The following is a 12,576-nucleotide window of genomic DNA, read 5'->3' as shown; positions in this document are numbered from 1 at the left end:
GAATAACCTCTGAACTCAGAAGGGTAACGCTAAAAAGAGCCCAGATCATACGCTTACGCGAAAGTTTGAAAAGTCATTCACACCGAAAATATCGACAGGATCAATTTTGACCTGCTTCTTTCAGGAAGAGATAAGGGAAAACCGCCTGACGCCGGGGCCAGACGGTGTTAACGGTTACGCCTTGTGTGTGGCCGCTTTCATGGATGTGACGAATGCGTGTAACTCAGCCAGCATCTGCTCTGGCTTATCCACATTCTTCTCGATGATTTTCACGATAGCCGAACCGGAAATGGCCCCGGCGGCTTTCGCGTCAATCGCCGCAGTAACCTGATCCGGAGAGGAAATCCCAAAGCCCTGAAGCGGCGGTGCAGCATGGTATTCTGCCAGCTTCTCCACCAGATGATGCAGCGGAAGCGCGGCTTTGTTTTCCGCACCGGTGACGCCCGCACGGGAGAGCAGGTAGGTGTAACCCCGTCCGTAAGAGGCAATCTGGCGCAACAGATTGTCATCGGCATTCGGTGGACAGATGAAAATCGGCGCGACGTTGTGGCGCATCGCCGCCTGACGGAACGGCGCAGACTCTTCAACGGGCACGTCAGCCACCAGCACGGAGTCAACGCCCACGCGGGCGCACTCTGCGTAAAACGCATCAATACCGCGGCTGAACACCAGGTTGGCGTACATCAGCAGGCCGATCGGAATGGTCGGGTGCTTCTGGCGGATCGCCGCCAGCATTTCGAAGCACTGGCCCGGCGTCACGCCCGCAGCAAACGCGCGAAGCGTCGCGTTCTGGATGGTCGGGCCATCCGCCAGCGGATCGGAGAACGGAATCCCCAATTCCAGCGCGTCGGCACCGGCGTCAATCAGGGTATCGATAATCTTCAGCGACAGCTCCGGACCGGGGTCGCCCAGCGTCACGAAGGGAACGAAAGCGCCTTCCTGGCGGGCTTTCAGTTGTGCAAATGCGTTGTCGTAGCGTTCCATCAGATTTCCCCTCGTGCTTTCAGAATATCGTGAACGGTGAAAATATCTTTGTCACCGCGACCGGAAAGGTTTACCACCAGCAGCTGCTCTTTTTCCGGGTTTTCCTTCATCATTTTCAGCGCGTGTGCCAGCGCGTGGGAAGACTCCAGCGCCGGGATGATCCCTTCATTGCGGCACAGCGTTTTGAAGGCCTCCAGCGCCTCGTCATCAGTGATGGAGACATAATCCGCGCGGCCGGTGCTGTTGAGGAACGCGTGCTGCGGCCCTACGGACGGGAAATCCAGCCCGGCTGAAATTGAGTAAGACTCCTCAATCTGCCCTTCATCGGTCTGCATCATCGGGGCCTTCATGCCGAAATAGATCCCCACGCGGCCATGCTTCAGCGGCGCACCGTGCTCACCCGTTTCAATGCCGTGGCCGGCAGGCTCAACGCCAATCAGCCCAACGCTGGTTTCGTCGATAAAATCGGCAAACATGCCGATGGCGTTAGATCCGCCGCCAACGCAGGCGATCACCGCATCCGGCAGGCGACCCTCTTTTTCGAGGATCTGCGCTTTAGTCTCTTCACCGATCATGCGCTGGAATTCACGCACGATGGTCGGGAACGGGTGCGGGCCTGCCGCGGTACCGAGCATATAGTGGGCGGTTTCGTAGCTGCCAGACCAGTCGCGCAGCGCTTCATTACAGGCATCTTTCAGCGTGGCAGAACCGCTGTGCACCGGGATCACTTCCGCCCCCATCAGACGCATACGGAACACGTTTGGCGACTGGCGCTCAACGTCCTTCGCCCCCATGTAAATGCGGCATTTCAGGCCGAGCAGGGCGCTGGCGAGCGCTGAGGCCACACCGTGCTGCCCCGCGCCGGTTTCGGCGATGATTTCGGTTTTACCCATCCGCTTCGCGAGCAGCGCCTGGCCCAGCACCTGGTTAGTTTTATGCGCGCCACCGTGCAGCAAATCTTCACGCTTAAGATACAGCGTAGTTTTAGTGCCTTCGGTCAGGTTGCGGCACTTTGTCAGCGCCGTCGGACGACCGGCGTAGTTTTTCAGCAGGTCAGTAAACTCAGCCTGAAACGCCGGATCTTTCTGCGCGCTCACGAACGCTTCTTCCAGCTGGCGCAGCGCGGGCATCAGGATTTGTGGGACGTACATCCCACCAAACTCACCAAAATACGGGTTAAGTAATGTCGTCATCTTCTCTTCCTTAATATGCACGCAGAGTTTTAAATACCGATGCCAGCTTGCTGGCGTCTTTTATGCCCGGTTGGGACTCTACGCCTGAATTGAAATCGAGGCCGGCGCAGCCGGTTTTGGCTGCTTCCACACAGTTATCGGGGCTTAATCCCCCCGCCAGCAGGACATTGTCCAGCACTTCGCCACGCAGCAGTGACCAGTCGAAACGCTGCCCCGTGCCGCCCTGGCCGTTGTCGAGCACGTATTTATCAACATGCGTAAGGTTACGCGCGGGCAGGATGGCGCCAACGCTTTGCGCTTTCCAGATCTGAACCTGAGGTGCCAGAACATGTCGCAGAGCATTGATGTATGTCTGATCTTCATCGCCATGTAGCTGAACCGCGCTCAGGGATAACGCGTCCGCTTTCGCCGCAACGTCGTTAATATCCGCATTGCGGAACACGCCCACGTAGCTCAGTGGCGCAGCCGCAATCACCTTGCGCGCCTGTTCTTCATTAACGGCGCGAGGAGAGGACTCAACAAAGATCAGACCACCATAGATTGCGCCCGCCTCATACGCCGCCTGCGCATCCTGTTCACGGGTCAGGCCGCAAACTTTGTTCTCACCCAGCAGCACGCGGCGCACGGCCGCATTAAGATCATCGTGTTCCATCATCGCGGAACCGATCAGGAAACCGTTGGCAAAGTGGCTGAGTTCGCGCACCTGAGCGTAGCTGTTGATTCCGGATTCGCTGATCACCGTGACGCCCGCACCCAGACGCGGCGCAAGCTGGCGCGTACGGTTGAGGTCAATCGACAGGTCGCGCAGGTCGCGGTTGTTAATGCCGACCACTTTGGCTTCCAGCGCGATGGCGCGCTCCAGCTCCTCTTCGTTGCTCACTTCGGTAAGCACGCCCATATTCAGGCTGTGCGCGACGGCGGAGAGCTGGCGATACTGCTCGTCATCCAGCACGGAGAGCATCAGCAGGCAGGCATCGGCCTGGTAAAAGCGCGCCAGCCAGATCTGATACGGGTCGATAATAAAGTCTTTGCACAGAATCGGCTGCGGCGCGATGCCGCTGACTACGGGCAGAAAATCGAAGCTGCCCTGGAAATATTTCTCATCCGTCAGCACAGAAATGGCAGACGCATGATGCTTGTAGATACCGGCAATACGCGCCGGGTCGAAATCGTCACGGATCACGCCTTTGGACGGAGACGCTTTTTTACACTCCAGAATAAACGCGGTACGCGCGCCCTGGAGGGCATCATAGAAACGACGGCTGCTCGGAACGACGTCATTCTGAAAACTGGCGAGCGGCTGCTGTTGCTTACGGGCTTCCACCCAGATGGCCTTATCGGCGACGATTTTCGCTAAAACGGTCTGCATTATTTACCCTCTTGCCGCAAGTGCGGTAACGCGATCGTAAGCTGCACCGGAGCGCAGTACGTCCAGAACTTTTTGGGCGTTGGCTTTCAGATCTTCCTCGCCATGTAAACGCATCAGCATGGCTACGTTGGCCGCCACGGCGGCCTCATGGGCGGCCTCACCTTTACCTTGTAATAAGCGCGTGAGAATGTCACGGTTTTCTTCCGGCGTGCCGCCCGCCAGGGCGTCCTGATGGTACGGGGTCAACCCGAAATCAGCGGCCTCAAGCTGATAGTTCAGCACTTCGCCGTTATTCAGTTCGGCCACCAGCGTGGGCGCATGCAGGGAAACTTCATCCATCCCGCCGCTGTGTACCACGGCGGCGCGTTGGTAACCGAGGACGCGCAGCGTCTCCGCAATCGGCAGGACCAGCTCCGGACTGTAAACGCCAATCAGCGCCAGCGGCGGGTGCGCCGGGTTAATGAGTGGACCGAGCACATTAAACAGCGTCCGGGTTTTAAGCTGCTGGCGAACCGGCATCGCGTGGCGGAAACCGGTGTGATACTTCGGCGCAAACAGGAAACAGACGCCCAGGTCATCCAGCGCTTCACGGGAACGCTCGGCGTTCATGTCCAGATTGATACCGAAAGCCGCCAGCAGGTCGGACGATCCGGAACGGCTGGACACGCTGCGGTTGCCGTGCTTCGCCACTTTCAGTCCGCATGCCGCCGCCACAAAGGCGCTGGCGGTCGAAATATTGATGCTGTTGCTGCCGTCGCCACCGGTCCCAACGATATCGGCAAACGGATAGTCCGGGCGCGGGAACGGGGCGGCATTTTCCAGCAGCGCGGTTGCCGCACCGGCGATCTCCTGCGGGCTTTCGCCGCGCACTTTCATGCTCACCAGCGCAGCGGCCAGCTGCTCAGGCTTCAGCTCGCCGCGCACGACGGCGGAGAAAAGCTGGTGGCTCTCCTGCTGGCTCAGGGTCTGGGCCTGATACAGTTTTTCCAGAATCGGTTGCAGGGTGTTGGTCTGCTCCAGCTTTTGCAGCGCCCAGTTGAGCGTTTGCTCCAGCAGGCGCGCGCCGTTAGACGTCAGGATAGATTCCGGGTGGAACTGCATCCCGCAGACGCGATCCGCATCGTGACGCACCGCCATCACCATCCCTTCAAACGAGGCGTTAATCGTCAGCCCGGCCGGAATATTGCTGCCGACCAGTGAGTGGTAACGCGCCACCGGAAGCGGGTTCGGCAGACCGGCAAACATCGCCTGACCGTCATGTTCAATGCTTGACGCTTTACCATGCAGGATCTCCCCCGCCTGACCCACGTAACCACCGTAGGCTTCGACAATCGCCTGGTGGCCGAGGCAGATGCCGATAATCGGCAGCTTGCCGCGCATACGGGTCAACAGCTCAGGCATACAGCCCGCTTCGCTCGGTGCGCCTGGCCCCGGGGAGAGCATCAGCACCGGGTTTTGCATGGTCGCCAGACGGTCAATCAGCGTCTGGGCCGGAACGTGGTTGCGATAGATAACGACGTTGTGCCCATTCGCACGCAGCTGATCTGCCAGGTTGTAGGTAAAGGAGTCGATATTATCGAGCAGCAGAATGTCAGCCATCAGAAAATCTCCTGTGCATGGTGTGCGGTAGCAATGGCGCGCAGTACCGCGCGCGCTTTACTGCGGGTTTCGTCGGCTTCCGACTGCGGAACAGAATCCAGCACAATCCCGGCCCCGGCCTGGACGGTAGCAATGCCGTCCTCAACGTAGGCGGAGCGAATCACGATGCAGGTATCGAGGTCACCGTGAGCGGTGAAATAGCCCACCGCGCCACCGTAGCTGCCGCGACGGCGGCCTTCAGCTTCGGCAATCAGCTGCATGGCGCGGACTTTCGGCGCGCCGCTCAACGTGCCCATGTTCATGCAGGCGCGGTAGGCGTGCAGGACGTCGAGGTCGTGGCGCAGCTCACCCACCACGCGGGATACCAGGTGCATGACGAAGGAGTAGCGGTCGACTTTGGTCAGGTCTGCCACATATCGGCTGCCCGGCGTACAAATACGCGCCAGGTCGTTACGCGCCAGGTCAACCAGCATCAGGTGTTCGGAGAGCTCTTTGTGGTCGGTACGCATTTCCAGTTCGATGCGGCTGTCGAGATCGCGGTCCAGGGAGCCATCGGCACGACGGCCGCGTGGACGGGTTCCCGCTATCGGGTAGATCTCAATCTGGCGGCTGGTGGCGTCGTACTTTAGGGAGCTTTCCGGTGACGCGCCGAACAGAGTGAAATCATTGTCCTGCATAAAGAACATGTACGGGCTTGGGTTGCTCTTTTTCAGCACATCGTAAGCCGCCAGCGGCGACGGGCAGGGCAGTGAAAAGCGACGGGACGGCACCACCTGGAAAATCTCCCCGGCACGAATCGCTTTTTGCATCTGACGCACCACCGCGCCGTACTGATCGTCGGTCTGACTCACCTCGCAGGTCATCTTTTCAACACGCTGCACCGGGAGCGCGGGCGGTGCTTCTGACATCTGCTGTTGCAGTTGGCCGATGCGCTGCGCGAGGCGATTTTTCTCAGACACAGATGGCGTGAACAGGCTTGCCTGAATGCGGGTGTATTTTTTCTGATGGTCGATCACCAGCAGGGTTTCGGCCAGGTAGAAGCAGTAGTCCGGGCAGCGGTTACCCTGCTCGGTTTCCGGTAAATCTTCAAAGCCAGCAACCAGGTCGTAAGCAAACAGCCCGCCAAAGAACATTGCTTCGCGCTCATCTTCCGGCACAATGACCAGATTTTGCAGCAGGCGGAAGGCGTCGAAAACGGAGAGTGAGCAGAGGCGGGCATCTTCATCCAGCAACTGGCTTACCGGCGGGAAATGCAGAATTCGCAGGTCCGGATGACCCTCATTTTCAATGCCTGAAGGCAGAGCCGCATCCAGCAGCGGCAGCAGCGACGCGCCATTCTCGGATAACGCCTTAATAGTGACAGTGTCACCCGATGCGGTGATGCGCAGCGCGCTGTCAACCAGCAGCAGGCTTTTGAGATCGTCCTTGCTGTCGATATCAGCAGATTCCAGCAGCAGCGTCGCAGGACGTGCACCGCACACCTGATGAAAGAGCGCGGTAGGGTTATGGCGATAGGCCGCCTCGCAGGTCAGCAGTTCGAGGTGGGGTTTGGCTGTTTGCATGTTGTTATTCTCATATTCTGTTCAAAAAAAAGCCCGCTTGGGAGCGGGCCGGGTATCTGTTTGCTTTTCGCAGACGCGTGACACTGCCCGAAGATCAGGAAGTACGCCACCAACCGTACAGAGCGAAATGTGCTGTCATTTTCAGATACCTTTCTCGTGTGAACTTGCGTACTAGTTAACTAGTTCGATGGCGTGTTGTCAACCCCTGATTTCAGTATTTCGCGGTAAGTCGGTATCATAGGTGCTTCGGATGTCTCCAGACTGTTATGGGAAGTGCTTTGAGCGATACCACCTACGCCGTAATTTATGATTTACACAGCCATACGCAGGCTTCAGATGGCCTGCTGACGCCCGAAGCCCTGGTCCATCGCGCCGTTGAAATGCGTGTCGGCACGCTGGCAATAACCGATCACGACACAACAGACGCCATCCCCGCCGCGCGCGCCGAGATTGCCCGAAGCGGGCTGGCGCTAAATCTGGTGCCCGGGGTCGAGATCTCCACGCTCTGGGAAAACCACGAAATTCACATCGTTGGCCTGAATATTGATACAGAACATCCGGCAATGTGCGCATTTTTGCAAGAACAAAAAGCACGACGCAATCAACGCGCGGAGTTGATAGGCGAACGTCTTGAGAAGGCGCATATCCCCGGTGCGCTGGAAGGTGCGCGCAAGCTGGCGAACGGTGGGGCGGTCACGCGCGGCCATTTCGCCCGTTTTTTGGTTGACGCCGGTAAAGCGACGACCATGGCGAATGTGTTTAAAAAGTATCTGGCGCGCGGGAAAACCGGATACGTTCCTCCCCAGTGGTGTACAATAAAACAAGCTATTGATGTGATTCATCATTCTGGTGGTAAGGCCGTATTGGCCCATCCGGGGCGGTATAATCTTTCTGCTAAATGGCTGAAAAGGTTGCTGGCCCACTTTGCCGAATCCGGCGGTGAGGCGATGGAAGTTGCCCAGTGTCAGCAGGCACCCAATGAGCGTTCGCAGCTCGCGACCTACGCCCGTCAGTTTGGCCTGCTTGGGTCACAGGGTTCAGATTTCCATCAGCCCTGCGCGTGGATTGAACTGGGGCGCAAGCTCTGGTTACCCGCTGGCGTTGAGCCCGTCTGGCAGCTCTGGGAACAGCCACAGCAAATTGAAGAGAGGGAAGTATGAGTCAGTTTTTCTATATCCATCCGGATAACCCACAGCCACGTCTGATTAATCAGGCTGTGGAAATCGTCCGTAAAGGTGGCGTTATTGTCTACCCAACCGATTCTGGCTACGCGCTGGGCTGTAAAATCGAGGATAAAGGGGCGATGGAGCGCATCTGTCGAATCCGCCAACTGCCGGACGGCCACAACTTCACCCTGATGTGTCGCGATCTCTCTGAGCTGTCGACCTATGCGTATGTCGACAACGTGGCCTTTCGCCTGATCAAAAACAACACGCCGGGAAACTACACCTTCATTCTGAAAGGGACAAAAGAGGTGCCGCGTCGTCTGTTGCAGGAAAAACGTAAAACCATCGGCATGCGCGTGCCGTCGAACCCGATTGCCCAGGCGCTGCTGGAAACCCTCGGCGAGCCGATGCTGTCTACCTCGCTGATGCTGCCGGGCAGTGAGTTTACCGAGTCCGACCCGGAAGAGATCAAAGATCGTCTGGAGAAAGTGGTGGAGCTGATTATTCATGGCGGCTATCTAGGCCAGCAACCGACCACCGTGGTGGATCTCACCGAAGACGCGCCAGAAGTGATTCGTGAAGGCGTGGGCGATGTTAAGCCTTTCTTGTAAGGGTGTAAGCAGATATACTACGCGGCCATCAAAGCAGGGCGTTGCCCTGTTTTTGACCTGATTCGACGCCTGTGAAGGCGACACCTGAGGAAGCTCAATGAGCGAGAAGTTACAGAAAGTGCTGGCGCGTGCCGGCCACGGTTCGCGCCGTGAAATCGAAGCCATTATTGAAGCAGGTCGCGTGAGTGTGGACGGTAAAATCGCCACACTCGGTGACCGCGTTGAAATCGTACCGGGGCTGAAGATCCGCATTGACGGCCATCTTATCTCCGTGAAAGAGTCCGCTGAACAGATCTGCCGCGTGCTGGCTTACTACAAGCCGGAAGGCGAACTGTGTACCCGCAACGATCCGGAAGGCCGCCCGACGGTGTTCGACCGTCTGCCAAAACTGCGTGGCGCCCGCTGGATTGCCGTAGGGCGTCTGGACGTGAATACCTGTGGCCTGCTGCTGTTCACCACCGATGGTGAACTGGCAAACCGCCTGATGCACCCGAGTCGTGAAGTGGAGCGTGAATACGCCGTGCGCGTCTTCGGTCAGGTTGATGAGAACAAACTGCGCGATCTGTCGCGTGGCGTTCAGCTGGAAGACGGCCCAGCGGCGTTCAAAACCATCAAGTTTACCGGTGGTGAAGGCATTAACCAGTGGTACAACGTTACCCTGACAGAGGGACGTAACCGCGAGGTGCGTCGTCTGTGGGAAGCGGTCGGTGTCCAGGTAAGCCGTTTGATTCGTGTCCGCTATGGCGACATCCTGCTGCCGAAAGGCCTGCCACGTGGCGGCTATACCGAGCTGGATCTGACGCAAACCAACTACCTGCGCGATCTGGTTGGCCTGACGCCAGAAACCACATCGAAAGTGGCGGTAGAGAAAGATCGTCGTCGTATGAAGGCGAATCAGATCCGCCGTGCGGTTAAACGTCACAGCCAGGTTAGCAGCAATCGCCGCTCTGGCAGCCGTAATAACAACGGTTAATCTAAAAGCCCGGTGAATATTCCGGGCTTTTTTCTTCAGTAATCAATCCCTATTTGCGCTTTGATACCCGCATCGAACGCATGCTTAACCGGACGCAGCTCGCTGACGGTATCGGCCAGCTCCAGAATGTCCCGATGACACCCGCGCCCCGTGACGATCGCCGTCTGGTGTGCAGGGCGGTTCCTGAGGGCCTCCAGCACGGCTTCCAGCGGCAGGTAGTCATAGGCCACCATATACGTGATCTCATCCAGCAACACCATGTTCAGCGACGGGTCAGAGAGCATTCTTTTGGCATGCTCCCAGACGGCGAGGCAGGCTGCGGTATCTGTTTCCCGGTTCTGGGTATCCCAGGTAAAACCGGTCGCCATCACCTGAAACTCAACGCCATGCGGTTCGAGCAGATTACGCTCGCCGTTGGGCCATTCACCCTTGATAAACTGGATCACGCCCACTTTCTGACCGTGCCCGACTGCGCGGGTGGCGGTCCCAAATGCGGCGGTGGTTTTGCCTTTGCCGTTGCCGGTGAACACGATGAGGATCCCGCGCTCGTCCTGAGCGGCCGCCACGCGTGCATCAACCTGTTCTTTGAGACGCTGCTGGCGCTGCTGATGACGGTCTTCACTCATTGCGATATCCCCGGTTTGCGGCCTGGCTGAGCATCGAATGTCATTCCGGTTTTACGACGGCTGTCGTCACCCATTAGCCACAGGTAAAGAGGCATAATATCGGCCGGGGTTTTAAGCTTTTGCGGATCTTCTGTCGGGAACGCGCTGGCACGCATTTTAGTGCGCGTACCGCCAGGGTTAATACAGTTAACCCGCAGATGGCGGTTTTGATACTCTTCGGCCAGCACCTGCATCATTCCTTCGGTGGCAAATTTTGAGGCGGCGTAAGCCCCCCAGTTCGCACGACCCTGACGCCCCACGCTGGAGGAGGTAAACACCAGCGAACCGGAATCTGAGTTAAGTAATAAAGGAAGCAAGGCCTGGGTCAGGAAAAACGTCCCGTTGACGTTAACCTGCATCACTTGCTGCCAAATCTCCGGATCCTGTTCATCCATCGGGCGCACTTCGCCCAGTAACCCCGCGTTGTGCAGTACGCCGTCCAGACGCGAATAATGCGTACTAATGCGCTGGGCAAGGGCCTGACATGACGCTGACGTACAGGTCAGCAGATCGAGCGTATACCAGGGCGTGGGGGTACCGCCGGCGTTTTCGATTTCACGGGCAACGGCTTTGAGCTTTTCTTCATTACGTCCCAGCAGAATAAGGCTCGCACCGTATTCAGAATAAGTCAGCGCCGCTTCGCGACCAATCCCGTCGCTGGCACCGGTAACCAGAATGATGCGGTTCTGTAGAAGGTTTTTTTGTGGCTGATAATGCACGGTGGCTCCTCAGGCGCATTGGGCGTGACTTGCACCTTTATTTATGACTTTTCGGCTTTATGCCCGAAACCGCGTCAGAATTCAATCAGTCTACAGGACAGAACGCTGGGAAATTAACAATTTGCAAAGATTTAAACCAGAAACGGGGGATTCCTGAAGCCGCCTCGCAGAGCTAATGTCCAGAGCGAGACGCCTGCGCAGGGCTGTTGTACACTGGCGTGAAAGATTCGTGGTTAAATCAAGGTGGAACGCGTGGAATTACTTTCTCAGTATGGGTTGTTTTTGGCCAAAATCGCGACGGTGGTTATTGCTGTCGCGGTGATTGCCGTCCTGATTGTCAACCTGACGCAGCGTAAGCGTCAGCGTGGTGAGTTACGCATTACCCGCCTGAGCGAGCAGTATAAAGAGATGCGGGAAGAGATGTCTCTGGCGCTGCTTGACGATCATCAACAGAAGCTGTGGCTAAAAGCCCAGAAGAAAAAACATAAGCAGGACGCCAAAGCCGCGAAGGCGAAAGCTAAGCTCGCCACGCCACAGGCTGACGCAAAACCGCGCGTCTATGTGCTCGATTTTAAAGGTAGCATGGATGCGCATGAAGTCTCCTCTCTGCGTGAGGAAGTGACCGCGGTGCTGGCCGTGGCGACAGCCCAGGATCAGGTGGTGGTACGCCTTGAAAGCCCGGGCGGCGTAGTGCATGGGTATGGACTGGCGGCTTCGCAGTTACAACGTCTGCGGGATAAACAGATCCCGCTCACCGTGGCGGTAGATAAGGTCGCGGCGAGTGGCGGCTATATGATGGCGTGCGTGGCGGATAAAATCGTCGCAGCACCGTTCTCCATTATCGGCTCGATTGGGGTGGTGGCGCAGATCCCTAACTTCAATCGTTTCCTGAAAAATAAAGAGATCGACATCGAATTGCATACGGCGGGTCAGTACAAACGTACACTAACGCTGCTCGGCGAAAATACCGAAGAGGGACGGCAGAAGTTCCGGGAAGATCTGAACGAAACCCACCATTTGTTCAAGGATTTCGTGCACCGCATGCGCCCAACGCTGGACATTGAGCAGGTGGCTACGGGCGAACACTGGTACGGCACGCAGGCGCAGGAGAAAGGGCTGGTGGATGAAGTGGGTACCAGCGACGACCTCCTGCTCAACCTGATGGAAGGCCGTGAGCTGGTGGGGGTGCGCTTCACCCGACGTAAGCGCCTGCTTGACCGTTTTACCAATAGTGCGGCAGAAAGCGCGGATCGCCTGCTGCTACGCTGGTTGCAGCGCGGACAAAAGCCGCTGCTGTAAAGAAAAACGCGAGGCAGATGCCTCGCGTTTTCGTTTTAATCGACCAGGTGGTACTTCTCTGAGAGGGTATGCGCCAGGTATTTAAACATGTTAAACACGGCGGTGCTTTTCGGGGTTGGTAACCCTTGTTCATCAAGGAAGTATTCACCGCTGAACACCAGCACGCCATTACGTTGTTCCACGCCAGTCGCTTCAATACCCGCCAGGGTGTCTTCATGGTCGCGAATGAGTTTGTTTGCTTCGATAAGCAGTGAAGCTCGGTCAATGGGTTGGGTCGTATTCTGCATATTCCACTCCTTAAACAGTGACAATAGTCTACGCCTGGGTCGCTTCGGGGGCAAATTTTCCCTGCTATTCGCGGGTATAAGGAACAGGGGCTGGCTGGCGGGATTTGCTTTTGCATGCTAATAAAGTTGCGTAACGAATTTTATCAGGT

At 57.2% G+C, this 12,576-nt stretch carries 13 protein-coding genes and 1 other annotated feature; of the genes, 4 read left to right on the top strand and 9 right to left on the bottom strand.

Annotation, left to right across the window (positions count from 1 at the left end; genetic code table 11):
• Positions 1-174: 174 nt before the first annotated feature.
• The 6 genes from trpA to trpL all read right to left on the bottom strand — a co-directional run bounded on the left by trpA (position 175) and on the right by trpL (position 6,846).
• Positions 175-984 (bottom strand): tryptophan synthase subunit alpha, encoded by an 810-nt coding sequence (gene trpA / locus ACQG2Q_RS13065; RefSeq protein ID WP_023300265.1) that lies wholly within the window; start codon positions 982-984, stop codon positions 175-177.
• Entirely contained in the window at positions 984-2,177 is a 1,194-nt protein-coding gene (gene trpB, locus ACQG2Q_RS13060) for a tryptophan synthase subunit beta (RefSeq protein ID WP_003856780.1), read from the bottom strand. Before trpB ends, trpA begins: the two co-directional genes overlap by 1 nt.
• Before the next feature lie 10 nt (positions 2,178-2,187).
• Entirely contained in the window at positions 2,188-3,546 is a 1,359-nt protein-coding gene (gene trpCF, locus ACQG2Q_RS13055; RefSeq protein WP_063849111.1) for a bifunctional indole-3-glycerol-phosphate synthase TrpC/phosphoribosylanthranilate isomerase TrpF, read from the bottom strand.
• Between the two features lie 3 nt (positions 3,547-3,549).
• The gene (trpD, locus tag ACQG2Q_RS13050) at positions 3,550-5,145 is read right to left on the bottom strand and encodes a bifunctional anthranilate synthase glutamate amidotransferase component TrpG/anthranilate phosphoribosyltransferase TrpD (RefSeq protein ID WP_022648332.1); all 1,596 of its coding nucleotides are present in this window, start codon (positions 5,143-5,145) and stop codon (positions 3,550-3,552) included.
• Positions 5,145-6,707, bottom strand: coding sequence for an anthranilate synthase component 1 (locus ACQG2Q_RS13045; RefSeq protein WP_063849110.1), 1,563 nt, complete (start codon positions 6,705-6,707; stop codon positions 5,145-5,147). The genes trpD and ACQG2Q_RS13045 overlap by 1 nt, the downstream gene beginning before the upstream one ends.
• 23 nt (positions 6,708-6,730) lie before the next feature.
• Positions 6,731-6,825: a sequence feature (Trp leader region), on the bottom strand.
• The gene (gene trpL / locus ACQG2Q_RS13040; RefSeq protein WP_142977141.1) at positions 6,802-6,846 is read right to left on the bottom strand and encodes a trp operon leader peptide; all 45 of its coding nucleotides are present in this window, start codon (positions 6,844-6,846) and stop codon (positions 6,802-6,804) included. It overlaps the preceding feature by 24 nt.
• 139 nt (positions 6,847-6,985) lie before the next feature.
• Here trpL and rnm point away from each other — a divergent pair, with 139 nt between their 5' ends.
• From rnm to rluB, 3 genes are all read left to right on the top strand, one after another.
• The gene (gene rnm / locus ACQG2Q_RS13035; protein ID WP_032622438.1) at positions 6,986-7,867 is read left to right on the top strand and encodes an RNase RNM; all 882 of its coding nucleotides are present in this window, start codon (positions 6,986-6,988) and stop codon (positions 7,865-7,867) included.
• Complete coding sequence (locus tag ACQG2Q_RS13030; protein ID WP_003856793.1) at positions 7,864-8,484, top strand: L-threonylcarbamoyladenylate synthase; 621 nt, start codon at positions 7,864-7,866, stop codon at positions 8,482-8,484. The genes rnm and ACQG2Q_RS13030 overlap by 4 nt, the downstream gene beginning before the upstream one ends.
• A 97-nt stretch (positions 8,485-8,581) precedes the next feature.
• The gene (rluB, locus tag ACQG2Q_RS13025) at positions 8,582-9,457 is read left to right on the top strand and encodes a 23S rRNA pseudouridine(2605) synthase RluB (protein ID WP_003856794.1); all 876 of its coding nucleotides are present in this window, start codon (positions 8,582-8,584) and stop codon (positions 9,455-9,457) included.
• A 35-nt stretch (positions 9,458-9,492) separates the two neighbouring features.
• On the opposite strand, the gene cobO is transcribed toward rluB, so the two are convergent.
• The gene (gene cobO / locus ACQG2Q_RS13020) at positions 9,493-10,083 is read right to left on the bottom strand and encodes a cob(I)yrinic acid a,c-diamide adenosyltransferase (protein WP_046619712.1); all 591 of its coding nucleotides are present in this window, start codon (positions 10,081-10,083) and stop codon (positions 9,493-9,495) included.
• Complete coding sequence (locus ACQG2Q_RS13015) at positions 10,080-10,841, bottom strand: YciK family oxidoreductase (RefSeq protein ID WP_022648324.1); 762 nt, start codon at positions 10,839-10,841, stop codon at positions 10,080-10,082. The genes cobO and ACQG2Q_RS13015 overlap by 4 nt, the downstream gene beginning before the upstream one ends.
• Positions 10,842-11,093: 252 nt before the next feature.
• On the opposite strand from ACQG2Q_RS13015, the gene sohB reads away from it, so the two are divergent.
• Positions 11,094-12,140: a protease SohB gene (sohB, locus tag ACQG2Q_RS13010; protein WP_032624125.1), complete on the top strand. Its 1,047-nt coding sequence runs from the start codon at positions 11,094-11,096 to the stop codon at positions 12,138-12,140.
• Positions 12,141-12,175: 35 nt separating this feature from the next.
• On the opposite strand, the gene ACQG2Q_RS13005 is transcribed toward sohB, so the two are convergent.
• A complete protein-coding gene (locus tag ACQG2Q_RS13005) occupies positions 12,176-12,427 on the bottom strand; it encodes a YciN family protein (protein WP_003856804.1) in 252 nt (83 codons plus the stop codon).
• Positions 12,428-12,576 lie beyond the last annotated feature (149 nt).

Source organism: Enterobacter cloacae complex sp. 370H10, from assembly GCF_050031535.1.
Lineage (GTDB): Bacteria > Pseudomonadota > Gammaproteobacteria > Enterobacterales > Enterobacteriaceae > Enterobacter > Enterobacter intestinihominis.
The sequence above is the reverse complement of the archived record's forward strand: the minus strand, read 5'-3'. Positions and strand labels throughout refer to the sequence as shown.

Coding starts and splice junctions, on each gene's coding strand:
- trpA (WP_023300265.1), bottom strand. CDS start 984: ATGGAACGCTACGACAACGCATTTGCACAACTGAAAGCCCGCCAGGAA.
- ACQG2Q_RS13030 (WP_003856793.1), top strand. CDS start 7,864: ATGAGTCAGTTTTTCTATATCCATCCGGATAACCCACAGCCACGTCTG.
- ACQG2Q_RS13045 (WP_063849110.1), bottom strand. CDS start 6,707: ATGCAAACAGCCAAACCCCACCTCGAACTGCTGACCTGCGAGGCGGCC.
- ACQG2Q_RS13005 (WP_003856804.1), bottom strand. CDS start 12,427: ATGCAGAATACGACCCAACCCATTGACCGAGCTTCACTGCTTATCGAA.
- rluB (WP_003856794.1), top strand. CDS start 8,582: ATGAGCGAGAAGTTACAGAAAGTGCTGGCGCGTGCCGGCCACGGTTCG.
- trpB (WP_003856780.1), bottom strand. CDS start 2,177: ATGACGACATTACTTAACCCGTATTTTGGTGAGTTTGGTGGGATGTAC.
- trpD (WP_022648332.1), bottom strand. CDS start 5,145: ATGGCTGACATTCTGCTGCTCGATAATATCGACTCCTTTACCTACAAC.
- trpCF (WP_063849111.1), bottom strand. CDS start 3,546: ATGCAGACCGTTTTAGCGAAAATCGTCGCCGATAAGGCCATCTGGGTG.
- cobO (WP_046619712.1), bottom strand. CDS start 10,083: ATGAGTGAAGACCGTCATCAGCAGCGCCAGCAGCGTCTCAAAGAACAG.